The organism is Mesorhizobium sp. M0590 (assembly GCF_040320905.1).
Classification (GTDB): Bacteria; Pseudomonadota; Alphaproteobacteria; order Rhizobiales; family Rhizobiaceae; genus Mesorhizobium.
The window spans coordinates 204,488-227,923 of sequence record NZ_JAMYQN010000006.1; the positions used below are offsets into that span (position 1 = coordinate 204,488).

18 protein-coding genes, 1 tRNA gene, 1 other RNA gene and 1 pseudogene are annotated in these 23,436 nt (G+C 63.5%); 8 read left to right on the forward strand and 13 right to left on the reverse strand.

Features of this window, described 5'->3' with window-relative positions; genetic code table 11:
- Positions 1-95 precede the first annotated feature (95 nt).
- An RNA gene (gene ffs / locus NKI52_RS12960) (signal recognition particle sRNA small type) lies at positions 96-192 on the reverse strand.
- A gap of 359 nt (positions 193-551) precedes the next feature.
- Here ffs and NKI52_RS12965 point away from each other — a divergent pair.
- Genes NKI52_RS12965 through NKI52_RS12975 form a run of 3 tightly spaced genes read left to right on the forward strand, consistent with a single transcriptional unit; the run spans position 552 to position 2,279 of the window.
- Positions 552-971, forward strand: coding sequence for an HIT family protein (locus NKI52_RS12965; RefSeq protein ID WP_023676868.1), 420 nt, complete (start codon positions 552-554; stop codon positions 969-971).
- A gap of 38 nt (positions 972-1,009) precedes the next feature.
- Positions 1,010-1,951 carry an NAD(+) diphosphatase gene (gene nudC, locus NKI52_RS12970; RefSeq protein WP_352570306.1) on the forward strand — a complete coding sequence of 314 codons (942 nt, stop codon included), beginning with the start codon at positions 1,010-1,012 and terminating at the stop codon, positions 1,949-1,951.
- 25 nt (positions 1,952-1,976) lie between these two features.
- Complete coding sequence (locus NKI52_RS12975; RefSeq protein WP_023676866.1) at positions 1,977-2,279, forward strand: Dabb family protein; 303 nt, start codon at positions 1,977-1,979, stop codon at positions 2,277-2,279.
- Between the two features lie 24 nt (positions 2,280-2,303).
- Here NKI52_RS12975 and NKI52_RS12980 read toward each other — a convergent pair whose 3' ends face one another.
- From NKI52_RS12980 to NKI52_RS13010, 7 genes are all read right to left on the reverse strand, one after another.
- On the reverse strand, positions 2,304-3,245 hold the full coding sequence (locus tag NKI52_RS12980) for a 2-hydroxyacid dehydrogenase (RefSeq protein ID WP_023676865.1): 942 nt from the start codon (positions 3,243-3,245) through the stop codon (positions 2,304-2,306).
- A gap of 95 nt (positions 3,246-3,340) precedes the next feature.
- The gene (locus NKI52_RS12985) at positions 3,341-4,972 is read right to left on the reverse strand and encodes an ABC transporter ATP-binding protein (RefSeq protein ID WP_352570304.1); all 1,632 of its coding nucleotides are present in this window, start codon (positions 4,970-4,972) and stop codon (positions 3,341-3,343) included.
- Positions 4,969-6,108 (reverse strand): ABC transporter permease, encoded by a 1,140-nt coding sequence (locus tag NKI52_RS12990; RefSeq protein ID WP_352570302.1) that lies wholly within the window; start codon positions 6,106-6,108, stop codon positions 4,969-4,971. Before NKI52_RS12990 ends, NKI52_RS12985 begins: the two co-directional genes overlap by 4 nt.
- A complete protein-coding gene (locus NKI52_RS12995) occupies positions 6,108-7,202 on the reverse strand; it encodes a microcin C ABC transporter permease YejB (RefSeq protein ID WP_352570300.1) in 1,095 nt (364 codons plus the stop codon). Before NKI52_RS12995 ends, NKI52_RS12990 begins: the two co-directional genes overlap by 1 nt.
- 30 nt (positions 7,203-7,232) lie before the next feature.
- On the reverse strand, positions 7,233-9,101 hold the full coding sequence (locus NKI52_RS13000) for an extracellular solute-binding protein (RefSeq protein ID WP_352577505.1): 1,869 nt from the start codon (positions 9,099-9,101) through the stop codon (positions 7,233-7,235).
- The gene (locus NKI52_RS13005; protein WP_352570296.1) at positions 9,101-10,984 is read right to left on the reverse strand and encodes an extracellular solute-binding protein; all 1,884 of its coding nucleotides are present in this window, start codon (positions 10,982-10,984) and stop codon (positions 9,101-9,103) included. Before NKI52_RS13005 ends, NKI52_RS13000 begins: the two co-directional genes overlap by 1 nt.
- Before the next feature lie 173 nt (positions 10,985-11,157).
- Complete coding sequence (locus NKI52_RS13010; RefSeq protein WP_352698171.1) at positions 11,158-11,817, reverse strand: c-type cytochrome; 660 nt, start codon at positions 11,815-11,817, stop codon at positions 11,158-11,160.
- Between the two features lie 192 nt (positions 11,818-12,009).
- On the opposite strand from NKI52_RS13010, the gene NKI52_RS13015 reads away from it, so the two are divergent.
- Entirely contained in the window at positions 12,010-12,738 is a 729-nt protein-coding gene (locus NKI52_RS13015; RefSeq protein ID WP_023676856.1) for a 3-deoxy-manno-octulosonate cytidylyltransferase, read from the forward strand.
- Between the two features lie 32 nt (positions 12,739-12,770).
- Positions 12,771-13,634: a prephenate dehydratase gene (locus NKI52_RS13020; protein ID WP_352698173.1), complete on the forward strand. Its 864-nt coding sequence runs from the start codon at positions 12,771-12,773 to the stop codon at positions 13,632-13,634.
- A 7-nt stretch (positions 13,635-13,641) separates the two neighbouring features.
- On the opposite strand, the gene NKI52_RS13025 is transcribed toward NKI52_RS13020, so the two are convergent.
- The gene (locus NKI52_RS13025; protein WP_352588981.1) at positions 13,642-13,998 is read right to left on the reverse strand and encodes a hypothetical protein; all 357 of its coding nucleotides are present in this window, start codon (positions 13,996-13,998) and stop codon (positions 13,642-13,644) included.
- 55 nt (positions 13,999-14,053) lie between these two features.
- Positions 14,054-14,998: a class I SAM-dependent methyltransferase gene (locus NKI52_RS13030; RefSeq protein ID WP_352698175.1), complete on the reverse strand. Its 945-nt coding sequence runs from the start codon at positions 14,996-14,998 to the stop codon at positions 14,054-14,056.
- 107 nt (positions 14,999-15,105) lie between these two features.
- Here NKI52_RS13030 and NKI52_RS13035 point away from each other — a divergent pair.
- Positions 15,106-16,115 (forward strand): annotated as a pseudogene (locus tag NKI52_RS13035) (ligase-associated DNA damage response exonuclease).
- A gap of 241 nt (positions 16,116-16,356) precedes the next feature.
- Entirely contained in the window at positions 16,357-17,958 is a 1,602-nt protein-coding gene (locus NKI52_RS13040) for a cisplatin damage response ATP-dependent DNA ligase (RefSeq protein WP_352698177.1), read from the forward strand.
- Between the two features lie 102 nt (positions 17,959-18,060).
- Here the strand turns inward: NKI52_RS13040 and NKI52_RS13045 are convergent, their stop codons facing one another.
- Positions 18,061-19,218: a hypothetical protein gene (locus NKI52_RS13045; protein WP_352698179.1), complete on the reverse strand. Its 1,158-nt coding sequence runs from the start codon at positions 19,216-19,218 to the stop codon at positions 18,061-18,063.
- A gap of 353 nt (positions 19,219-19,571) precedes the next feature.
- On the opposite strand from NKI52_RS13045, the gene NKI52_RS13050 reads away from it, so the two are divergent.
- Positions 19,572-19,647: transfer RNA gene (locus NKI52_RS13050), tRNA-Thr, on the forward strand.
- A gap of 36 nt (positions 19,648-19,683) precedes the next feature.
- Here NKI52_RS13050 and NKI52_RS13055 read toward each other — a convergent pair.
- The gene (locus NKI52_RS13055) at positions 19,684-21,279 is read right to left on the reverse strand and encodes an indolepyruvate oxidoreductase subunit beta family protein (protein WP_352698181.1); all 1,596 of its coding nucleotides are present in this window, start codon (positions 21,277-21,279) and stop codon (positions 19,684-19,686) included.
- A complete protein-coding gene (locus NKI52_RS13060) occupies positions 21,272-23,425 on the reverse strand; it encodes a thiamine pyrophosphate-dependent enzyme (protein WP_352698183.1) in 2,154 nt (717 codons plus the stop codon). The genes NKI52_RS13055 and NKI52_RS13060 overlap by 8 nt, the downstream gene beginning before the upstream one ends.
- Positions 23,426-23,436 lie beyond the last annotated feature (11 nt).

Sequence of the window (23,436 nt, forward strand, 5' to 3'; positions counted from 1 at the left end):
AAGCTCCAAGGGCTGCCACTGGAGGCGGCCGATTCCTGCGCATAGTTTCGCCCGCTCGGCTTGGCGCCGTCAATGTCAGGGCAAAAGGCGAAGAGGCGGGAGGCTGGAACAATGACCCGTTCCGGGCTCGTTAGGGCTGCTTCCTTCCGGACCTGACCCGGTTGGCGAGTGGACCGTCCACCACCAACCTCCCAGCCTCCATATCGGCAATCCGGCGATGAAATGCAAGTGCGGATGATAGGGGCCTTGAGCGACGGCGAAAGCTGAAACCAAAAACCCGCCTCGGCGGGCGGGTCGTTGGTGCGAATAATCACCATAGCGAAATTAGTAGCATAGCTGCCGGCACAAAGCAAGAACAAAATGTGGCCGCGATCAAAATCGTCGACCTCGGCGGGGCAGCGCCAACCTGATGCAATTTGCCCGGGCCCTCACTTCTTCGCGCACAATCAGCGCCGCGACGGCCAATGTTGGTTGCTGCCCCTTGCGGCCCTTCGGAAGCCGCTCTAGCGTCGATGGAGTTCAAAAAACGTCAAAAAGTGAGGGAAACGCCGATGCTGCCGGGCCTCAAGGCCGGATTCACGCTTGACGCCCAGCTGGAAGCCGACAGCGAACAGTTGATGTGGCTCGGCCTGTGCGAATTGCGCGTCATGAACGACCGCCGCTGGCCATGGCTGCTGCTGGTGCCGCAGCGGCCGGGCATCGAGGAAATCCACGACATGACGCCGCTGGACCAGGCGATGCTGACCTTCGAGACCAACATGGTGGCGCTGGCGCTGAAGCGGGTGACCGGCTGCACCAAGATCAACACCGGCGCACTCGGCAACATCGTGCGCCAGTTGCATGTACACGTCATTGCGCGCTCGGAAGGCGATCCCGGCTGGCCCGGCCCGGTGTGGGGGCACGGCCTGCGCGAGCCCTATCAGCGCTCCGACCTTCGCAAGTTTGCGGAAAAGATCAAGGCAGCGCTATAAGCCTCTCCCGTGTCCACCTTGAACCTTCCCGAGTCTGCATGAGCTTTCGCCTGTTTGACGCGCCCTTGCGCGAGCCGAGCCAGTTCGTCGGCTTCGCCGGCAACATTATCGACCGGCAGTCCGAAAACCGCGCCGACGATTCCGTCGAAAAGGCACTCGCCGATCCCTCGGCGCGGCTTTTGCTGATGCGTGGCGGCCGGCTCTATTTGAAGCTTGCGCAAGGCGCATTCGACCCCTGGTTCGGCGTGGCCGAATGCCGACCGCTCGAAGCGTCGCTCGAAAACGGCGTCCTGCTCGGTTTTTCCGAAAGCGGCCCGGTGCTGGCGGTGCCGGCCGGGGTCGAGCCCGAGCAGCTTCCCGAGACGATCAAGGCGATCGACTATCGCTCGGTCTATATGCAGGGGCTGATCGACGAAGCGGCGGCCGGCGCGCTGGCGCAAGGGGCGGCGCTGCTCGCCTGGCATGCCAGCCATCGCTTCTGCAGCAAATGCGGCACCGAAGCCGAGATGCGGGCGGGCGGTTACAAGCGGCATTGCCCGGCCTGCGGTACGGAGCACTTTCCGCGCACCGACCCGGTGGCGATCATGCTGACGGCAACACGCGAAAAATGCCTGCTCGGCCGCGGCCGGCATTTCGGGCCCGGCATGTATTCGGCGCTCGCCGGTTTCATCGAGCCGGGCGAGACGATCGAGGCGGCGGTGCGCCGCGAAACGCTGGAGGAAGCCGGCATCCGGCTAGGCCGTGTCGTCTACCACGCCAGCCAGCCCTGGCCGTTTCCCTATTCGCTGATGATCGGCTGCTTCGGCGAACCGCTCAACGACGATATCCAGCCCGACCTCAACGAGCTGGAAGATTGCCGCTGGTTCTTTCGCGACGAGGTGCTCTTGATGCTGGCCCGCGAGCATCCGGGCGGCCTGATGACACCGCCGAAGGGGGCGATCGCCTATAACCTCATCCGCGCCTGGGCTGACAGCGCGTGACACGAAGATATCGCAGGAGCAAAAAATGATCCGTCACACCGTCGTGTTCACGCTGAAACACCCGCCGCATTCGCTCGAGGAAAAACGGTTCCTCGCCGACGCCAAGAGGATTCTCACGGCGATAAAGGGCGTCACGCATTTCGAGCAGTTGCGGCAGGTCAGTCCCAAGAACGACTACCGCTTCGGCTTCTCGATGGAGTTCGCCGATCAGCGGGCCTATTCCGGCTACAACGACCATCCCGACCACGTCGCCTTCGTCCGCGACCGCTGGATCCCGGAAGTCGAGGCGTTTATGGAGATCGACTACGTGCCGCTCGGCTGGGGCTGAGACTGGAAAGCGGCGCTCTAAAAATTAATACCCGGCGTCGCGATCCACCACATTTTCCAGCGGTTCGCCGCTCTCGAAAGCATCCATCTGGCGCAGCATGATCGGCGCCAGGTGGACCGGATCGGAAGTTGCCGCCGCATGCGGCGTCACGAACACTTTGGGGTGGCTCCATAGCGGGCTGGTCTTCGGCAGCGGCTCGACCTCGAAAACGTCGAGGCTGGCTTCCTTCAGCGTGCCGTCGTCCAGCGCGCGCAAAATGTCGGCGTCCTTCTGCAGCCTGCCGCGCCCGGCATTGATCAGCACTGAGCCGCCGAGGCCGTTGCGCTTCCGCAGCTCCTTCAGCACGCCGTGGTTGATGATACCGTGCGTCTGCGGCGTCAGCGGCAGCAGCACCACCAGGATGTCGGTGGCGTTTAGGAACGGGATCAGGCCGGCCTCGCCCGCGTAAGTCGAGACACCTTGCATCGGCCGATCGCTGCGCGACCAGCCATTGACGGGAAAGCCGAGCGACAACAGCACCGATGCCGCCGCGCGGCCAAGCGTGCCGAGCCCCATAATGCCGACCGAGATGTCGCTGGCCGGCCGCTGCTGCGGTTCATGCCAGATCTTCTTCTGCTGCTGGGCGCGGTAGAGCATGCCTTGGCGATGGTGGTCGAGCACCCGCCAGACGACGTATTCGGTCATGTACTGGGTCAGGTTGTCGGCCACCACCTTGACGACCGGTACGTCGGGCAAGGTGGGATCGGCGAAGATGTGGTCGACGCCGGCGCCGATCGAGAAGATGGCGCGCAGATTGGGCAGCGACGACAACAGGTTCGGCCGCTGTTTCCACACCACAGCATAGGTAATCGAGGGATCGCCGGCGCCATTCGGCTCGAGCACCACCTCGCGCTCCGCCGACAGCAGTTCGCGCCAGCGCAGCGGATGAATACCGGTGAGGGCAAGCAGGATGCGGCCTTTTTCCATTGTGGATTGTTTTTCCCTTTTTACCAACAGCGTTCGCGTTCCGACGCGCAAGGCGCGGCAGTGTTTTGATTTTGTGCATGATCTCTGGCGAAAATCTACTCGCTGACGATGCCGACCGGCGCCGTTTCGATCTTGAAGGCGGCCGAGATCAACGCCTTTGTGTAGTCGGTCCGCGGGTTGCCGAAAATCTGTTCGGAAGGACCGGCCTCGACGATCCTGCCGTTACGCATGACGATGACTTCGTTGGCGAGCGCGCGGATGACCCTCAGATCGTGGCTGATGAAGAGGTAGGCGAGGTCGTGCTTGGCTTGCAGGCTGCGTAAGAGGTCGACGACCTGCGCCTGCACGCTCATGTCGAGCGCCGAGGTCGGCTCGTCCAGCATGACGAAACGCGGGTTGAGCACCATGGCGCGCGCGATGGCGACGCGCTGGCGCTGGCCGCCGGAGAATTCGTGCGGATAGCGGTTGCGCGTCGCCGGATCGAGGCCGACTTCCTTCAGCACGTCGACGACACGCTCGTCGCGCCCATCAGGAGACAGCTTCGGCTCGTGGATCTTCAACCCTTCCTCGATGATCTCGGCGACCGACATGCGCGGACTGAGCGAACCGAACGGATCCTGGAAGACGATCTGCAACTCGCGCCGCAGCGGCCGCATTTCGTTGAAGGACAGCTGATTGATGCCGCGTCCGTTGAACTGGATGGTCCCGGTCGACGAGATCATCCTGGCCAGCGCCAGGCCGAGCGTCGTCTTGCCTGAGCCGGATTCGCCGACGACGCCAAGCGTCTGGCCGGCCCGCACGGTGACGTCGATGCCGTCGACCGCCTTCACATTGTCGACGGTGCGCCGGAAGAAGCCCTTCTTGATCGGAAACCAGACCTTGACGTCCTTGCCGACCATCACCGGCTTGGCGGCCTGGTTGGCCGCCGGCGGCTTGCCTTTCGGCTCGGCGGCAAGCAGATGCCGCGTGTAGGCGTGCTGCGGATTGGCGAATATCTCCTTGGTCGGGCCGGTCTCGACGATCTTGCCCTTGGTCATCACGCAGACCCGGTCGGCGATCTTCCTGACGATGCCGAGATCGTGGGTGATGAACAGCATCGACATGTTCTTGCGGCTTTTCAGGCCGGCGAGCAGCTCGAGGATCTGCGCCTGGACGGTGACGTCGAGCGCCGTCGTCGGCTCGTCGGCGATCAAAAGTTCAGGCTCGTTGGCCAGCGACATGGCGATCATGACGCGCTGGCGCTGGCCGCCGGAAAGCTGGTGCGGATAGGCGTCGAGCCGCTTCTCCGGCTCGCGGATGCCGACCTCGTGCAGAAGTTCCAGCGTGCGCGCCTTGGCTTTGCGATCCCCCAGGCCCTGATGCAGCTTCAATACCTCGACGATCTGCTGCTCGATCGTATGCAGCGGGTTGAGCGAGGTCATCGGCTCCTGGAAGATCATGGTGATCTTGTTGCCGCGCACGCGGCGCAGGTCTCTCTCGTCGGCGGCAAGCAGGTCGGCGCCGAGGAACAGGATCTTTCCCGACGGGTGGCTGGCGGTCGGATAGGGCAGCAGCTTCAGAACCGACAGCGCGGTGACCGACTTGCCGGAGCCGGATTCGCCGACCAGCGCCACCGTCTCGCCCCTGGCGAGGTCGAAGGAAATATGGTCGACGGCGATCGACTGGTCGCCGCCTTGCGTGAAGGCGACGCTGAGGTCCTGGACCGAGAGCAGCGGGGTGTCGCTCATCTGAACGTCTTGCGCGGATCGAAGGCGTCGCGGGTGGCCTCGCCGACGAAGACCAGCAGCGACAGCATCAGCGAGATGACGACGAAGCCGGAAATGCCGAGCCAGGGCGCGTTGAGATTGCGCTGTGCCTGCTTCAGCAACTCACCCAGCGAGGCGGCGCCGGGCGGCAGGCCGAAGCCGAGATAGTCGAGCGAGGTCAGCGTCGAAATCGAGCCGCTGAGCAGGAAGGGCAGGAAGGTCAGCGTCGCCACCATGGCGTTGGGCAGCAGATGCCGGAACATAATGGTGACATTGGATACGCCGAGCGCGCGCGCCGCGTTGACATATTCGAAATTGCGGGCGCGCAGGAACTCGGCCCGCACCACGCCGACCAGTGCCACCCAGGAGAACAGCAGCATCAATCCGAGCAGGATGAAGAAGCCGGGCGGCAGGATGGCGGCGACGATCAAGAGCAGATACAGCACCGGGATCGCCGACCAGATCTCGATGAAACGCTGGAACAGGAGGTCGGTCCAGCCGCCGAAATAGCCCTGCAGAGCGCCGGCCGCCACGCCGATCAGCGCCGAGCCGGCGGTCAGGATCAGGCCGAACAGCACCGATATCCTGAAGCCGTAGATGACGCGCGCCAGCACGTCGCGGGCCTGGTCGTCGGTGCCCAGCCAGTTCCAGTTGCCGACGTTGCAATTGGGGTCTGCCTCGCCTTTCGGATACTGGTTGCAGCGCGTCTTCTTGTCGTAGAGCCAGGACGGCTTGGTCGGTGCTGCTTCGGGAATAGCGTTGTTGACGGTCTGGTAGGAGTAGCGCACCGGCGGCCAGACCATCCAGCCATTGGCGTTGATCTCGTCCTGGATCACCGGGTCGCGGTAGTCGGTGACCGCATAGAAGCCGCCGAACTTCTCCTCGGGATAAGCGACCAGGACCGGAAACAGGATCTCGCCCTTGTAGGAGGCGATGATCGGCTTGTCGTTGGCGACCAATTCCGAAACCAGCGACAGCACGAACAGGAACAGGAATATCCACAACGACCAGTAGCCGCGCCGGTTGGACTTGAAGTTCTGCAGGCGCCGCTGGTTGAGCGGCGACAGAAAGGGCCGCGCGATCCGTGCCGGCGCCGTTTCGGCTGTGGCCTGCGCCATCAGACGTCTCTCCGCTCGAAATCGATGCGTGGATCGACCCAGGTATAGATCAGATCGGACAAAAGCCCGACGAACAGGCCAAGCAGCGAGAAGATGAAGAGATTGGCGAACACCACCGGATAGTCGCGCTGCACCACCGAGTTGAAGCCGAGCAGGCCGAGGCCGTCGAGCGAAAATATGTTCTCGATCAGCAGCGAGCCGGTGAAGAAGGCCGAGATGAAAGCACCGGGAAAACCGGCGATGACGATCAGCATGGCGTTGCGGAAGACGTGGCCATAAAGCACCTGCCGCTCCGACAGGCCCTTGGCGCGGGCTGTGACCACATATTGCTTGCGGATTTCCTCGAGGAAGGAATTCTTGGTCAAAAGCGTCGTCGTGGCGAAGGCCGACAATACCAGCGCGGTCAGCGGCAAGGTCATATGCCAGAAATAGTCGACGATCCGCGCCGGCCACGACAGCTGGTCCCAATTGTCGGAGGTGATGCCGCGCAGCGGAAACCAGTCCCAGAACGAGCCGCCGGCAAACAGCACCATCAGCAATATGCCGAACAGAAACCCGGGAATGGCGTAGCCGACGATGACGACGCCGCTGGTCCAGACGTCGAAGGTGGAGCCGTCCTTGACCGCCTTGCGGATGCCGAGCGGGATCGAGATCAGATAGGACAAAAGCGTGATCCACAGCCCGATCGAGATCGACACCGGCATCTTTTCCAGGATCAGGTCGAGCACCGATATGTCGCGGAAATAGCTGTCGCCGAAATCGAAGCGGAGATAGTTCCACAGCATCATGCCGAAGCGCTCGAGCGGCGGCTTGTCGAAACCGAACTGCTTCTCCAGCTTCTTGATGAATTCCGGGTCGAGCCCTTGCGCGCCGCGGTATTTCGAGCCGACGTCGCCGGCGACGTCGAAATTGGCGCCGCCAGCATCACCGCCGCCGCCGCCGAGGCGATCGCTGCCGCCCTGGTTGGTCAGCCTGGCGATGACCTGCTCGACCGGCCCGCCCGGCGCGAACTGGATGACGGCGAACGACACCGCCATGATGCCGAACAGGGTCGGGATCATCAGCAGGATACGGCGCAGTATATAGGCGCCCATCAGGCTCTCTGCCTCGCTTGTGCGAAAATCTCAGGCTTTGCCAATTTTTGCCGCCTTGTCTTTGTCGAACCACCACAGCGTCTCGACCGGAAAGTCGTAATCCGGCTTTTGAGCGGGAAAGCCGAACATATCCCAGAAGGCAGCCCGGTGATTCGCCAGATGATATGTTGGAATCCAGTCTAGCCGCGCGCGCAAGACCCGATCGAGCGCGTTGAGCGCGGTGACGAGTTCGATCCGGCTCTGCGCCTTGCCGGCTGCCTCGATCAGCGCGTCGATGGCTTTGCTTTCCGTACCCGGATAGTTGCGCATCCCCGGCGTTTTCGCCATCCGGGAATTGTAGAGGATTTCCAGGCCGTCGGCAGTAGGCGTCGCCCCGATCAACCAATGTAGCATGTTGAAATCGAAATCGTAGTTGCTTTGCCGCGCTTCAAATTGCGTCGAATCGACCTGCCGGATCGAAGCGTCGATGCCAATCGCCTTCATATTCTCGGACCACGGCGCGAAAATGCGAACGAGACCCTCGTCCTCGGCCAGCATTTCCACCCGCAGTCGCTCGCCCTTCTCATTGACGACGAAATTGCCCGCTCGCTTCCAGCCGGCTTCGGCAAGCAGTCTCGAAGCTTCGCGCAGCACCTTACGGTCGTGACCGGAACCGTCCGAGACGGGTTGCACCACCGGTTCGCCGAAGGTTTCCGGCGGCAACTCGGCTCGAAACGGCTCCAGCAGTTTCAATTCCTGGGGCGAGGGCGGGCCCTCGGCCTTGTAGTCCGATCGTTCGAAGTTCGATTGCGAGCGCTCGTAGGAGCCGAAAAACAGTACCCGCTTGGTCCATTCGAAATCGAAGCAATAGGCGATCGCCTGTCTCACGCGCACATCGCGGAATTGCGGCCGGCGCTGGTTCAGCGCGACAGCCTGCATGTCGGGCGATTTCTCGCCGGGAAATTCGCGTTTGACGACCCTGCCATCCTTCAGCGCTGGAAAGTCGTAGCCGGTCGCCCATACGCGCGCGGTGAACTCCTCGCGAAAATGCGTATCGCCTTTCTTGAACGCTTCAAACGCTGCCTGGCGATCAAGGTAGAAATCGATACGGATACGGTCGAAATTATTAAGCCCGCGGTTCACGGCGAGATCGCGCCCCCAATAATCGGCGACGCGTTCATATTCGATAGTCTGCCCGGCCACGACCCGTCCCATCTTGTACGGCCCGGAGCTGAGCGGCGGGGTCATCGTCGAGGCGTCGAAATCATTGGCCGTATAGAAGGCTTTGGACACGATCGGCATTACGGCGATCGCGAGGATATTCTGCGCCGACTGTTTGCCGTTGAAGGTAAGGCTGACAGTAAGCGGATCGATTGCGACCGCATCCGTCATATGCCGCAGCGCTTGGGAAAGGTTCGGGTGTCCCCGGTCTTTGTAGAGGTTCAAGGCGAAGGCAACGTCCTCAGCCGTCAGCGGCGAGCCGTCATGGAAGCGCGCTTGTGGCCGCAGGCTGAAGCGGAAGCCGTTGCGGTCCTGCGACAAGGTAACGAATTCGGCAAGCACGCCGTAGACCGCATCCGGCTCATCGAGCGCCCTTGCCATCAGCGAATCGAAACAGAGCTCGGTGCGCGGCGGCGAATCCCCCTTCAACACCAGCGAGTTCAACGTGTTGAAAGTCAGAAAGCTCTGATTGAGGGTGGAGTTCGGCGGGCCGAAATTCATCCGGCCGCCCTTGGGAGCGTCTGGATTGACATAGTCGAAATGCGTGAAATCCGGAGGATATTTGAGATCGCCGAAGGCAGACAGCCCGTGCAGTTTCACGCCGGTCGGGATGGCGGCGAAAGCCCGGCCGGGCAGCAGCGCTGCAGCGGCGGCCGCACCGCCAAGGGCCAGGAAATCGCGACGGGGCAGCGCCGCCATCAATTGCCACTCTTGTATTTGGCGGCCAGCGCTTTTTCCTTGTCCGGGTCGATCCACCAGGAATTCTGGTCGACGCCGCTATAGGCGGGCTGTTTCTCCGGCATACCGAACTTGTTCCAGTAGGCCAGCCAAACCACGGCGCGGTAATATTGCGGCACGACATAGTAGTTCCACAGCAGCACCCGGTCGAGCGCATGGGTGGCGGCAACCAGATCGTCGCGGTCGGTGGCAAAGATGATGCGGTCGACCAGCGCATCGACGACCGGATTCTTGATGCCGGCGTAATTGCGCGATCCCGGCGAATCGGCGGCCTTGGAACTCCAGAAATCGCGCTGTTCATTGCCGGGAGAGTCCGACTGCCCGAGTATCGAAGTGACCACGTCAAAGTCGAAGTGGGTGACTCGGTTGATATACTGGGTTTGGTCGATCAGGCGCAGCGTTGCGTCGACGCCGATTTTGCGCAGATTGGCGATATACGGGCTGGCGATGACCTGGTCGGTGTCGTTCCAACCGAGGATCTCGAATTTGAACGGTTCGCCGGTCTTGGCGTTGACCATCTTGCCGCCCTTGATGATCCAGCCTGCCTTGGCGAACAGATCGACCGCGGTCTTCAGGTATTTGCGCTCAGCCTGCGGGTTGTCGTAGACCGGCAGCTTGAATTCCTGGGTAAAGACTTCAGGCGGCAGCTTGTCACGGTACTGCTCGAGGATTTCGAGTTCCTTGCCCTGCGGCAGGCCACTCGACGCCAGTTCGGTGCCCTGGAAATAGCTGCTGGTGCGGGTGTTGGAACCGAAGAACAGGGTCCGGTTCATCGTCTCGAAATCGAACGGATACATCAACGCGGCGCGCACCAGGCGATCCTGGAACAGCGGGCGCCTGGTGTTGAGCATGAAGGCCTGCATCGGTTCGGGCGACGCGGTCTTGAATTCCTTCTTGATGACGTCGCCGGCCTGAACTGCCGGGAAATTATAGGCCGTGTTCCAGCGCCTCGAACTGTTCTCCGGCTTGATGTCGTCCAGCCCGCCCTTGGTAAAGGCCTGCCAGGCGGCATTGTCGTCGAGAAAATAGGTGAAACGCTGCCTGTCGAAATTCTCGCGGCCGATTTTTACGGGCAGCTTGGCCGCCCAGTAATCGGGCACGCGCTGCCAGATGATTTCGGAGCCAGGCTTGAAGCTGGCGATCTTGTAGGCGGCGGAGCCGAGCGGCGGCTCCTGCGTCGGCTTTGTGACGTCGCGCTTCTTGCCGTTGGCGTCGGTGCCTTCCCACCAGTGCTTGGGCAGCACAACGAGATCGCCGATGATCTTCGGTAGCTCCCGGTTGCCCTTCTGGCTGAAGTGGAATTCGACCTCGCGGTCGGACACCGCGACGGAGTCGGTGACGTTTTCGAAATAGCGGCTGTACATCGGGCTGTTGGCCTTCAGCACCTGGAACGACCAGATCACGTCCTCGGTGGTGATCGGCTGGCCGTCATGCCATTTCGCCCGCGGATCGAGCCGGTAGGTCGCCGAGGAATAGTCGGCCGGATATTTGTAGGCGTCGGCGATCAGCGGATGGCTGGTGCTGCCCTCGTCGGTCGCCTGCTCCATCAACGTGTCGTAGAGCAGGCCGCCGCCGAACTGCGCGAAGCCGGCGGCCGGCGAACCCTGCACGATATAGGGGTTGAAGCTGTCGAACGTGCCGAGCACCACTGAGTTCACTGTGCCGCCCTTCGGCGCATCCGGATTGACGTAGTCGTAGTGCTGGAAGTTGTCGCCGTATTTGGATTCGCCGATCAGCGAGGAGGTCGTACGCCATTCGTCCGCGAAGGCCGCCTGCAATCCGCCGGCAAAAGCGGCCAGCATCAGCACTGATTTCAGAAGCGTCCGCGCTCGGCCAACCGTCATGCGTTCTCCTCTTCGCGATATAGCGCCGTCACCATAGCGTCTGGGCCCAATCTAGATCATTTGGCGGCGCTGAAAACCGCAACCGAGCGGCTTTGTCGTCGCATATGCATTTTTCCTAACGAAAAAGCCGGGCTGAACCCGGCTTTTTCAAGGATTATGCCATTACAGTTTTGTTATTTTGCGGGCGCAGCCGGCGCCGGAGCGGCTGGCGCCGCGCCTTCTGCCGGCTTGGCAGGGGCCGCACCTTCGGGCGGCTTGGCGGCCTCATTTTCGGCCGAGGCGCCGGGCGCCGGCAGCGGCTTCGGATTGTCCGACAGCGTGCGCAGATAGGCGATGACGTTGGCGCGGTCCTCATCCTTCGGCAGACCGGCGAAGCCCATCGCGGTGCCCTTTACGAACTTCTTCGGCGAGGTGATGAAGTGGTTTAGATTGTCGTAGGTCCACTTCTCGCTGCCGCCCTTGGAGAACTCCTTCATGCCGGCCGAATAGGCAAAGCCCTCATGCTCGGCGACCGGACGGTCGATGATGTCCCAGAGATCGGGGCCGACCTTGTTGGGGCCACCCTTTTCGCCGGAGTGGCAAGCCTGGCATTTCTTGAAGATGGCGGCGCCCGCTTCGGCGTTGGCAGTGGTCAGCAGCTCGGCAATCGGCTTCACGGCCGCGGCGGGAGCGGCCGGGCCGCCTTCGGCGGGCTCGGTCGCCTCGATGGCGAAGCCGGGCTTTTCCGGCGCCGGCGAGGCAAACAGCGCGTCGGACACGATGCCAATGGAAAAGACGATGAACACGGTTCCGAGGAGACCGGCGAGCAGCTTGTTGACTTCGTTGGAATCCATACGCCCCAGGCTCCCTTTTCCGGCGGACCGATCCGTCCACTCCGTCCGTCGGTATCGTGAACCACCCTGCGAGGCGGTCAAATCGCGCGGAAACTAGGTCTTTTGCTCCGGCGTTGCAACACCTATAAGGGCGCTGCCAGTGAGACCTTTTGCCACTTTTGTCCTCCTCTTTTTCGAGCCCCTGCCCGCCTCATGTCCACCCTCATCCTGATCCCGGCCCGCATGGCCTCGACGCGCCTGCCGGGCAAGCCGCTGGCCGACATTGCCGGCACTCCGATGATCGTCCACGTCGCCCGCCGTGCTGCCGAGGCGGGGCTCGGCCGGGTCGTCGTCGCCACCGATACGCAAGGCGTTGCGGAGGCGGTGCGCGCGCATGGTTTCGAGGCGGTGATGACGCGGGCGGACCACGAAACCGGTTCCGACCGCATCTTCGAAGCGCTGACCATTCTCGATCCCGGCAACAGCGTCGAGACCATCGTCAATGTGCAGGGCGATCTGCCGACCATCGACCCCCTTGTTATCGGCGCCGCGCTGAAGCCTTTCGAGAACGCAGCGGTGGATATCGCCACGCTCTGCGTCGAGATCGTACGCGACGAGGAAAAGACCAATCCGAACGTCGTCAAGCTGGTCGGCTCGCCACTCTCGACGACGCGGCTCAGGGCGCTCTATTTCACCCGCGCCACCGCCCCTTGGGGCGAAGGCCCGCTCTACCATCATATCGGCCTCTATGCCTATCGCCGCGCCGCGCTCGAACGCTTCGTTGCGCTGAGGCCGTCGCCGCTGGAGCGCCGCGAGCGGCTGGAGCAGTTGCGGGCGCTGGAGGCCGGCATGCGCATCGATGCGGAGATCGTGCAGTCGGTGCCGCTTGGCGTCGACACGCCGGACGATCTAGAACGCGCCAGGGCGCTCCTTTCCAACTAAGAAATTCCTCCCCCAATCCCGAGACACTGCGCATGCCTGAAAAGACCAACAAAATATCCTTCCAGGGCGAGCCGGGTGCCAATTCCGACACCGCCTGCCGCAACATGTTCCCGTCGATGGAGCCGTTGCCGTGCCCGACCTTCGAGGACGCCTTCAACGCGGTCGAGACCGGCAAGGCCGATCTGGCGATGATCCCGATCGAGAACACCATTGCCGGCCGCGTCGCCGACATCCATCACCTCTTGCCGGAATCGAAGCTGCACATCATCGGCGAATACTTTCTGCCGATCCATTTCCAGCTGATGGTGCTGCCCGGCGTCAGGCGCGACGAGATCAGGACCGTGCACAGCCACATCCACGCGCTCGGCCAATGCCGCAAATACATCCGCAAGAACGGCTGGAAGGCGACGGTTGCCGGCGACACCGCGGGCGCCGCCAAGATGGTCGCCGCGATGAAGGACCGCACCATGGCCGCGCTGGCGCCGGCGCTGGCCTCGACCCTCTACGGGCTCGACATCATTGAGGAGAATGTCGAGGACACCGACAGCAACGTCACCCGCTTCGTCGTGCTGACCAAGAACAAGCAATGGGCCGAACGTCCCTCGGCCGACGCCAGGATGATGACGACCTTCATCTTCCGCGTCCGCAACGTGCCGGCAGCGCTCTACAAGGCGATGGGCGGGTTTGCCACCAACGGCATCAACATGACCAAGCTGGAAAGCTACCAGCTCGGCGCGTTTACAGCGACGCTGTTCTACGCCGACATAGAGGGCCATCCCGACGATCCGCTGGTGAAGCTGGCACTCGACGAGCTCGCCTTCTTCTCGCGCGAAATGCGCATTCTCGGCGTCTATCCCGCCAGCGCCTCGCGCGAGCAATGGAAGGTAGCGGATTAGGATCCGGTCAGGTCAGGCCGAGCTTGTTCTGCTTGGCCGGCTTGCCGCATTCGCGCCGGCTGATCGACCGGTTCATGGCGTCGATCTTGCCGCTTGCCTGGTCGGCGTCGCGTTTGGCTTTCGAGCGCATGTCCGGCGTGAACGGGCCAAAGCCCGTCGCCGGGTTGGAGAAGGACGGCTTGGCGTCCACCGGCAAATGATATTGCTGCGCCAGGCCGTTTCGTTGCGCCAGCAATTGATCGCAAGGCACATTGTCATATAGCAGCGAGGACTGGACGTTTTCGTCCTGCCGTTCGGACATCGAATTGCCGACGCAGCCGGCCATCGCCAGGCAAGACGCCAAGACCATCATGTTCCAGCGCATGAACGTGCTCCTTGTCGTTCGCAGCTGCGGCTTCTCATGCGCAGCGGCAGGAGTCTTAGCCAGATTTTACGCTGCCGGAAAGCAAGCTTGCCACTACGGCCAGCCCTTCGACCGGTTGGCGGCGATCCTGCCGGATGATTGTTGCCTGCAGCGACAGGACCGAAAAGCCGTTGGCGTCCAGAACCCGCTCTACATAGCTTTGGGAATGCGCGTAGCGGCGGGACGGCAGCAAGGCGAAATCGCCGCTGCCAGACGAGTGGCCGCCAAGGAGCGTCTCGACGGAGAACGCAAACAGACCGCCGCCGGCAAGCATTCCGGCAATCTTGTTCACCACCTTTTCGAGTGCGCCGACATAGATGAACACATCGGCCGCCGTCACCAGATCGGCTTTCGGGCCAGAATAGCAAAAATCCTGCAGGTCCGTCTTGACGAGCAGATCGTAGACGCCTTTGGCGCGCGCCTGCCTCAGCATGCCGGTCGAGATGTCGTAGCCCTCCAGCCGATCGGCGATCGGCCGCAGCCTCTGGCCCATGAGGCCGGTGCCGCAGCCGAGATCGAGCGCCAGCGAAAACCGGCCCGGCCGTGCTGCCTGGATGGCGCGGTCGAGGCATTCGGGCAGACGATACCCGAGCCTGTCGACCAGCTCACCCTCGAAGCTCCCGGCATAGTGGTCGTAAAGCGTCTCGACAAAGGCGCTGGGCGGCGCCGGGGCCGCCGCTGCCCTGCCGATCAATTGCAGCTTGAGCACCGCGCCGAGCCTGTCCGCCGGGTCGAGCCGCAGTGCCGTCGTCCAGGCCTGCGCGGCACGATCGGGCGCGCCTGCCGCTTCCTGCATCTCGCCGAGGCGGAACCAGCCGGCTGGCCATTGCGGCGCCAGTTCGAGCGCGCCGAGCAGCAATTCCGCCGCTGCCGCATGATCGCCGGATGCATAGAGCATTTCGGCATAGTCGGCGCGGCGGTCGGCGGTCAAATCGCCGGACGAGGTCTGGAGCGGTTTCATGCGATCGGGTTCCGCCGGGTGTTTGCAGCCGGCTTGCGCTCTATGCTGGAGTCAGCAGTGACTTACAACAGGCTTCCCGCGCCGGAATTAGCGCCTATCTTGGGGCCATGCGCGCCAGCGACCTGCTTCATCCCCGGCCGGAAGGGCTGTATTGCCCGCCCGGCGATTTCTTCATCGACCCGGTGCGGCCGGTCAACCGGGCGCTGATCACACATGGCCATTCCGACCATGCCCGCTCCGGCCACCGCTCGGTAATGGCGACGCAGCAGACGCTCGATATCATGGGGCTGCGTTACGGCGAAGGTTTTGCCGGAACGACGCAAGCCGCCGTGCTCGGCGAGACGATTGCGCTTGGCGGTGTGGCCGTCAGCTTTCACCCGGCCGGCCATGTGCTGGGCTCGGCGCAGATCAAGGTCGCGCATCAGGGCACATGCATCGTCGCGTCCGGCGACTATAAGCGCCAGAAGGACACGACCTGCGAGCCGTTCGAGCCGCTCAAGTGTGACGTCTTCATCACCGAGGCGACGTTCGGCCTGCCGGTGTTTCGGCATCCGCCCGATTCCGAAGAGATCGCCCGGCTGCTGAAATCGACCGAACAGTTTCCCGAGCGCACGCATCTGGTCGGCGCTTATGCGCTGGGCAAGGCGCAGCTGTCATGCGCCTGCTGCGCGATGCCGGCTACGAAAAGCCGATCTACATCCACGGCGCGCTGGCCAAGCTCAGCGAGTATTACCAGAGCCAGAATATCGATCTCGGCACATTGGAACCGGCGACCGTCGAGACCGGCCAAAAAAGCGACTTTGCCGGCGCCATCGTCGTCGGCCCGCCATCCGCCTTCGCCGATCGCTGGGCGCGGCGTTTTCCCGATCCGATGTCTTGCTTCGCCTCAGGGTGGATGCGCATCCGCCAGCGCGCCAAGCAGGGCGGCGTCGAGCTGCCGCTGATCATTTCCGACCACTCCGACTGGGACGAGTTGACCGCCACGATCAAGGAGACCGGCGCCGAAGAAATCTGGGTAACGCATGGCCGCGAGGAGGCTCTGGTGCGCTGGTGCGAACTCGAAGGCATTGCGGCTCGGCCGCTGCATCTCGTTGGCTATGAGGACGAGGGCGATTGATGGTGTTTTTGGATCCAGCAATCGCCGGTACGGCGCTCTACGGCGCCCCCCTCTGGCCTGCCGGCCATCTCCCCCTCAAGGGGGGAGATCGGCAGCTTTGGTTTTGCCGCTCATCCTGCAACGTTGGAAATTGGCGAAAGCAGTCGCGACAGCAAATCTCCCCCCTTGAGGGGGAGATGTCCGGCAGGACAGAGGGGGGCGCGACAGAACGCAAGCCTTTCCCATTGGCGTCGCCCCTCCCATGAACCGCTTCGCCGAGCTTCTCGACCGGCTGGTGCTGACGCCGTCGCGCAACGGCAAGCTGACGCTCTTGACCGATTATTTCCGCAGCGTCGAGGATCCGGACCGCGGGCTGGCGCTGGCTGCCATCACCGGCGATCTGTCCATCGCCGCGGTCAAGCCGGCGATGCTGCGCACACTGGTGATCGAGCGCATGGATCCGGTGCTGTTCGGCTATTCCTACGACTATGTCGGCGACCTGGCCGAGACCGTGTCGCTGGTCTGGCCGCAGGCGCCGGTCGACATTGCGAACCACGAGCCGACGCTGGCCGAGGTGGTGGCGAAGCTGCAGGCGGCGAGCCGTTCCGACGGGCCGCAGGTGCTGGCCCGGCTGCTCGACAGCGCCAGCACTTCGGCGCGCTTTGCCATCATAAAGCTGGTCACCGGTGGCCTGCGCATCGGTGTCTCGGCGCGGCTCGCCAAGCAGGCGCTGGCCGATTTCGGCAAGGTCGATGTCGCCGAGATCGAGGAACTCTGGCACGGGCTGACGCCGCCCTATCTCGCGCTGTTCGCCTGGCTCGAAGGCAAGGCCGAAAAACCCAGGAAGACGGCGCTGGCGCTGTTCAGGCCGGTGATGCTGTCGAATGCCGTCGGCGACGGCGACCTCGAAAAGCTCGACCCGGCCGACTACGCGGCCGAATGGAAATGGGACGGCATCCGCGTCCAGGCGGTTTGCCAAGGCGGCATTCGCCGGCTCTATTCGCGCACCGGTGACGATGTCTCCGGCGCCTTTCCGGATCTTGCCGAGGCGATGGATTTTTCCGGCGCCCTCGACGGCGAGCTTCTGGTCGGTGACCCCAGGCAGGCGACGGGCACCTTCTCGGACCTGCAGCAGCGGCTGAACCGCAAGAGCGTGTCACCCAAGATCCAGCAGCAATACCCCGCCTTCATGCGCTGCTACGATGCGCTGCAGATTGGTGACGAGGATGTGCGCGGACTTCCCTTCCGCGAACGGCGCGGCCGGCTCGAGGCCTTCGTCAGGACACTCGATCCGGGCCGCTTCGATCTGTCGCCGCTGGTCGAATTCACCAACTGGCAGACGCTGGAGGAATTGCGCCGCAAGCCGCTGCATCCGGTCATCGAAGGCGTCATGCTGAAGCGCTGGGATTCGCCCTATGTGGCCGGGCGGCCGAAGGGCCCGTGGTTCAAATGGAAGCGCGATCCGCACACGGTCGACGCGGTGCTGATGTATGCCCAGCGCGGCCACGGCAAGCGTTCGAGCTTCTATTCCGACTACACATTCGGCGTCTGGTCCGGGCCGGAAGGATCGGAGGAGCTGGTGCCGGTGGGAAAAGCCTATTTCGGCTTCACCGACGAGGAACTGAGGCAGATCGACAAATATGTCCGCGACAATACGATCGAGCGCTTTGGCCCGGTCCGCTCGGTGCGTGCCGACCGCAGGAACGGGCTGGTGCTTGAGGTAGCCTTCGAAGGGCTCAACCGCTCGACGCGGCACAAATCCGGCGTTGCCATGCGCTTTCCGCGCATTTCGCGGCTGCGCTGGGACAAGCCGGCGGCCGAAGCCGACCGCATCGAGACGCTGCAGGCGCTGCTCGATAGTTAGTGCATGTGGCGCAAAAAGTGTGCAGCGGTTTTGCGGTAACGACATGCACCAAAACAAGAACCTAAAGTGCGTCGCATGAGGCCGGTCCGAACGCGACGTGCTTTAGGGAACGACTGAAACGCGGATCTCGTAGATGTCGACCGACTTGCCCTGCTTGTCGAAGTCGGAATTGATGGCGATGGTGCCGGCAGCACCCGGACGCTTGTCGGGAAAGCGCACGTCGAACAGATATTCATTGCGCTCGCGACCGACCGCATAGCGCTTGCGGCCGCAGTCGCCGAGTTCGCCGAAATTGCAATCGACGGAAATCTGCGTCTCCTGCCCCTCCTCGGAGCGCGCGATGATGTCGAATGTGGCATGCTTGCCGGCTAGTTTTTCCAACACGCCTTGTCCGACGTCGAAGCTGATGGCCGAGCCGGATGCCCCCGAGCGGATGCGCAGGAAGGAACCGCTTTCGTCCTGGATGACGTCGGCCTTGGCGTCCGACGGTGCATTGACCTGCGTCGGGTCACCCGGCGAAAAAACGTTGATCCAGTCGCGCGCCTGGTCCTCCTCGCCCTGCTTTGGCGGCGAAGCGGTGTCGTCCGGCGTGAAATCTTCGCCATCGACCGTTGGCGGCGCTTCCGGTGGCGCTGTGTCGAGCTCGGTCGCCGATTTGAAGACGCCGGTCTGGTTGGCGAAATAAAGGCCGATGCCGGCGGCTGCGAGCAGCGTCACACCGAAGAAGATCGCGGTCAAGGGCAGGCGGCGCCGCCTCGCCCGCCGGTCGTCGCGGTCGGGCGTCACTTCCGCGTCGTCGGTTTCGACGTCGGCTTCGGTCGGAACCGAGGCCCCCATGTCGATAACCGGCGCCTCGGGAACAGGCGCATCGGGCATGATGTCGGGAACGACCGGCAGGACGCGCGACCGGGGCGCATCGGATTCGGGCGGCTGCGCCGGACCGTCAACGACGACATCGGGCGACGGCGCGGGCTCGGCTTCGGCTTCGGCCGGAGGCTCCACCTCCGGTGCTGCCTCTAAACTGTCGGTCGGCGCGGCAACGTCGGCAACCGCCGGCAGGAATTCCGATTCGATTTCGGTGATCTTCGCCTGGACCGCCTTGCGGCGCTTGATGGCGACCTCCACGGTGACGTTTGGATTGGCCTGCAGGGCACGGTCGAGCGCCGCGAAAGCCGATCGATAGACCCGCTCGCGAAACGCCCGGTCGTCGGCATTGCCTTTCTCGAAGGCATTGCGGATCGCTTTTTCGATCGCGTCCAAGCGAATTCCCTCTGCAATTTCACTCACTTTGTCATGATCGTTAGCCGCAGGCGACCAATCAATCAACAAGCGAGCGGCCGCATTCTGCCTTGCCGAGGGGTACAAAGCTTATTTCGGCGGTTTTCGGTAAAGGCATCAACATTTTTCGCTGATTTTCCGGTCACGGCCAACGTGGCGGTCGCGCGGCGTGCCGATGCGGCATCGCGCGGCCAATGGTAGATCGGCGCGGCGGCTGCCCTTGCGCCCGGCCGGAGGCGGCACGAATTGCCTCGTCCTGAAATCGCGACTGCCATCTTGAATTCGCGGCCGGTTGCGTCTATCACGCAGCCCATCCTGGAAGCTCGGCTTCCCGGGCCGCTTTAGCTCAGTTGGTAGAGCACATCATTCGTAATGATGGGGTCAGGTGTTCGAGTCACCTAAGCGGCACCAAAATTCTCGATGAATTAAACGGGACCATTTCACAGATCAACTCGATGGAACGTCGCTATCACCCAGCGACGCCACGGTCTTCAGCGCGCCGTCGAGCATGTCGCCCTTCTCGTCCTTCAGCGCGGCTTCGCGCAGGCGCCGGATCCAGTCGGCGGCGTCCGGGCGGCCCTTGACCAGGTCGAGTGCCGACAGCACCCGGTCGAATTTCGACTGCGCGCGGGCGTGGGTGTCGCTGTAGCCCTTGATCAGCCGGCGGCAGTTGAGGATCTCCGTGCCAAGCGCGTAGTCCTCGCCGACTTGGCCCAGCGCCAGCGCATACCAGCGCTCGAGATGCGCGGTCTCGACCTTGTGGCGCAGCAGGCGGCGGCGCCAGCGGCGCAGGCCGCCGATGAACCACAAAGCGGCAAAGCCGGCGAAACTGTCGGTGCGGATATGGCGGCCGCGGTTGATGCGGCGGTCGAGGAAGGCGGCGAGCTTCGGCCGCGCCTCGATGTAGCTGCCGAGCCCGGCCGGCAGCGTGCCGCAGAATTCCTCGATGCGCGGATGGAAATATTCGGTCACCTGCAGGACCGAGCCGTCCTTGACGCCAACCTCACGGCGTACGCGTCGGTCGCGGCTAGAGCGCGTCTTCAGGTCGGCGACGCGGATCATGTCGTCGTAGCACATGGCGTTGGCCAGATGCTTGGCGGCGGCGATCGACAGCGCGTAGGCGTGTTCGGCATCGTCCAGAGCGACGACCCGGTCGAGCCTATCGAGATACTCGCCGCCATAAGCAACGTCCTGATAGTCGACCACTTTTTTCAGGCCGCGAAGCGCCATGTCGGCGACAGGAGCCGGCAAAGCATCGACCCGGGCGGCCAGTTGCTGCCAGCCTCGCAAGAGACTTTGCGGGCCGCTCACCTTTGCCGTTGCGCCCGAGCCGGTTTCAGCGGCTGCCGGCCCTGCAGTCTTGTCGCCCGAAGGCGCACTCGCGATGCCGCGCGCCCGATCGTAGGCGGCGCCGAAGGCGGCGAGGCTGGCCTTGACACCACGGCCGCCGGCGCCGATCGCCTGCTCGTAGCTCTCGCGTGTAAACGGCAAGGCGTCGGAGCCGGCCAGCGCGCCGAGCAGGCTGGCCGAGATCATCGAGCCATTGTCGGCGGCGATCTTCTCCATATCGAAGGCGATGAAGCGCTTGGCCGCGGCTTCCGCCGTGGCATGCACCTTGGAGGACGAGGCGCGGCCGTCGCCGGGCTCGATCTTCTCCGAGACCGCGGCGATGCGGTGCGACGAGGCGATCAGCGTCGTGCGCTCGGGCGTGACGAAGCCGCGGATGATGGCGCGGCCGGCCTCCATCAGTTCGGCGGCAATCAGGATGTCGACGTCGCCCTGCGACGGCGACAGCGCGAAGACCGGCAGGCGGCCGGTGTCGGGGCACATTTCGACATAATAGATGGTGGCGCCGGTGCGCTGGGCGACGCCGGCGACCGAGGTCGATTGCGCGACGTAGCCGTTGCGCTCGGCGACGTCGGTGATCCAGTCGGCCAGCACGCCACCGCCCTGGCCACCGACCGCCAGCACGGCAAGCTTGATGACGCGCTCGTCTTCGGGGGCGCCGGCTTTCGAGCGCGATGAGGGCACGGCGTCAAGCATCGGCGAATATCAGGCGCCGGCTTTCACGGCGCCGCTGCAAGAGACCGATCATGGCGCGGCGAGCGGCTTCAAGGAAACGGTCCCAGCGGCTCGGATTGTGCACGACATCGGCGCGGTAGAAGGATGGGCAGAGCACCGCCGCATCGGCGACCTCGCCGCAATTGCCGCAACCGACGCAGCTTTGGTCGATATGCGCCACCGGATCGTCGCGCAGGGGGTCGTCCAGCGACTTCACCGACAGCGACGGGCAGCCGGAAAGCCGCATGCAGGCATGGTCGCCGGTGCAGATATCTTCGTCGACGCCGAATTTCGGCTTGACTATGCGCGCCCCGCCCTTGATCGCCTTGTCGACCAGCGGCTTTTCGCGGCGCTGCCGGTTGAGCATGCATTCGGACGAGGCGACAATGACTTTCGGGCCCTTTTCGTCCGTCGTCAGCGCCTCGCGCAGCGTGTCTTGCATCTTGGTTACGTCGTAGGTGCGGTCGATGTGGCGCAGCCATTTGACGCCCATGCCCTTCACCGCCTCGGTGATCGGGTGCTTGGTCGACTTGGTCTTGTTGCCGGCGCGGGACGACAGGATGTCCTGGCCGCCGGTGGCGGCCGAATAGAAATTGTCGACGATGACGATGACGCCGTCGTTCTTGTTGAACACCGCGTTGCCGATCGACGAGGTCAGACCGTTGTGCCAGAAGCCGCCGTCGCCGACGAAGGAGATCGAGCGGCGCTTGGCATCGGGCGAATTGAACGCCGAAGCCGAGGCCGGCCCCAGCCCGTAGCCCATGGTAGTGGCGCCGAGCTCGAAAGGCGGCATGATCGAGAACAGATGGCAGCCAATGTCGGAGGCGATGTGGTGCTTGCCCAGCTCCTGCTCGACCAGCTTGGTGGCGGCGAAGATCGGCCGCTCCGGGCAGCCGACGCAGAAGCCGGGCGGCCGGCCCGGGACGACGTTGATCAGGTCGGCGGTGTCGAGCCCGTCGCCGATCTTGTTCGGCGCGCGGACCTCGCTTGGCAGCAGATGCGGGATGGTGGCGCGCAGGAACGATCCGATGCCGTCGAGCATCACCTGGCCGGTATATTCGCCGGCCATAGGCAGATGTTCCTTGCCGACGAGCCTGGTGCCGCGGCCGGCCTTGTGCAGCATCGCGGCAAAGGCCTGTTCGATGTAGTTGGGCTGGCCTTCCTCGACGACGAGGACGGCGTCCTTGCCTTCGCAGAAAGACAGGAACTCGTCGTCGACTAAGGGATAGACGGCGTTGAGCACATAGAGCGGCACGTCGGTGTCGCCATAAGTGTCGGCGAGGCCAAGCCGCTGCAGCGCCCGGATGACCGAATTGTACATGCCGCCCTGCATGACGATGCCGACCGAGCCGTGCTCCGGGCCGAAAAACTCGTTGATCTTGTTGGTGCGGATGAAATCCACCGCCGCCGGCCAGCGTTTCTGCACCTTTTCCTTCTCGTGCAGGAAGGACGCGGGCGGCAGCACGATGCGGCCGGTGTCGCGGCGCGGCGCCTCGAGCGCATCGGCCACAGTCATTGCCGGGCGCTTGTTGTCCTTGGCGATGAAGTGGCCGTGGACATGGCAGCAGCGAATACGGACCTGCAGCATGACCGGCGTGTTGGAAACCTCGGACAGCTCGAAGCCGTCCTCCACCGCCTTGACGATCGACGGCAGGTTCGGTCGCGGGTCGAGCAGCCAGACCTGGCTTTTCATGGCAAAGGCGTGGCTGCGCTCCTGCATGATCGAGGAGCCTTCGCCGTAATCCTCGCCGACGATGATCAGCGCACCGCCGGTGACGCCGCCGGAAGCGAGATTGGCGAGCGCGTCGGAGGCGACATTGGTGCCGACCGTAGACTTGAAGGTGGCCGCGCCACGGATCGGATAGTGCACCGATGCCGCCAGCATGGCCGTGGCGGTCGCTTCGGAGGCGCTCGCCTCGAAATGCACGCCGAGCTCGCCCAGGATATCCTGCGCGTCGGCCAGCACGTCCATCAAATGGCTGATCGGCGCGCCCTGATAGCCGCCGACATAGCCGACGCCGCATTGCAGCAGCGCCTTGGTGATGGCGAGAATGCCTTCGCCGGAAAACTCCTCGCCGGCGCCGAGCCTGAGCTTTTCGACTTCCTTGGCAAAAGACCGTTCGGCCATTTTGGGCTCCT

Excerpts from the sequence above, each read along its gene's own strand:
- NKI52_RS13025 (WP_352588981.1), bottom strand. The coding sequence starts at position 13,998 with ATGCGCTGGAACATGATGGTCTTGGCGTCTTGCCTGGCGATGGCCGGC.
- NKI52_RS13055 (WP_352698181.1), bottom strand. The coding sequence starts at position 21,279 with ATGCTTGACGCCGTGCCCTCATCGCGCTCGAAAGCCGGCGCCCCCGAA.
- NKI52_RS12965 (WP_023676868.1), top strand. The coding sequence starts at position 552 with ATGCTGCCGGGCCTCAAGGCCGGATTCACGCTTGACGCCCAGCTGGAA.
- NKI52_RS13015 (WP_023676856.1), top strand. The coding sequence starts at position 12,010 with ATGTCCACCCTCATCCTGATCCCGGCCCGCATGGCCTCGACGCGCCTG.
- NKI52_RS12975 (WP_023676866.1), top strand. The coding sequence starts at position 1,977 with ATGATCCGTCACACCGTCGTGTTCACGCTGAAACACCCGCCGCATTCG.
- NKI52_RS13000 (WP_352577505.1), bottom strand. The coding sequence starts at position 9,101 with ATGGCGGCGCTGCCCCGTCGCGATTTCCTGGCCCTTGGCGGTGCGGCC.
- NKI52_RS12990 (WP_352570302.1), bottom strand. The coding sequence starts at position 6,108 with ATGGCGCAGGCCACAGCCGAAACGGCGCCGGCACGGATCGCGCGGCCC.
- NKI52_RS12980 (WP_023676865.1), bottom strand. The coding sequence starts at position 3,245 with ATGGAAAAAGGCCGCATCCTGCTTGCCCTCACCGGTATTCATCCGCTG.
- NKI52_RS13005 (WP_352570296.1), bottom strand. The coding sequence starts at position 10,984 with ATGACGGTTGGCCGAGCGCGGACGCTTCTGAAATCAGTGCTGATGCTG.
- NKI52_RS13010 (WP_352698171.1), bottom strand. The coding sequence starts at position 11,817 with ATGGATTCCAACGAAGTCAACAAGCTGCTCGCCGGTCTCCTCGGAACC.
- NKI52_RS13030 (WP_352698175.1), bottom strand. The coding sequence starts at position 14,998 with ATGAAACCGCTCCAGACCTCGTCCGGCGATTTGACCGCCGACCGCCGC.
- nudC (WP_352570306.1), top strand. The coding sequence starts at position 1,010 with ATGAGCTTTCGCCTGTTTGACGCGCCCTTGCGCGAGCCGAGCCAGTTC.
- NKI52_RS12985 (WP_352570304.1), bottom strand. The coding sequence starts at position 4,972 with ATGAGCGACACCCCGCTGCTCTCGGTCCAGGACCTCAGCGTCGCCTTC.
- NKI52_RS13040 (WP_352698177.1), top strand. The coding sequence starts at position 16,357 with ATGAACCGCTTCGCCGAGCTTCTCGACCGGCTGGTGCTGACGCCGTCG.
- NKI52_RS13060 (WP_352698183.1), bottom strand. The coding sequence starts at position 23,425 with ATGGCCGAACGGTCTTTTGCCAAGGAAGTCGAAAAGCTCAGGCTCGGC.
- NKI52_RS13020 (WP_352698173.1), top strand. The coding sequence starts at position 12,771 with ATGCCTGAAAAGACCAACAAAATATCCTTCCAGGGCGAGCCGGGTGCC.
- NKI52_RS12995 (WP_352570300.1), bottom strand. The coding sequence starts at position 7,202 with ATGGGCGCCTATATACTGCGCCGTATCCTGCTGATGATCCCGACCCTG.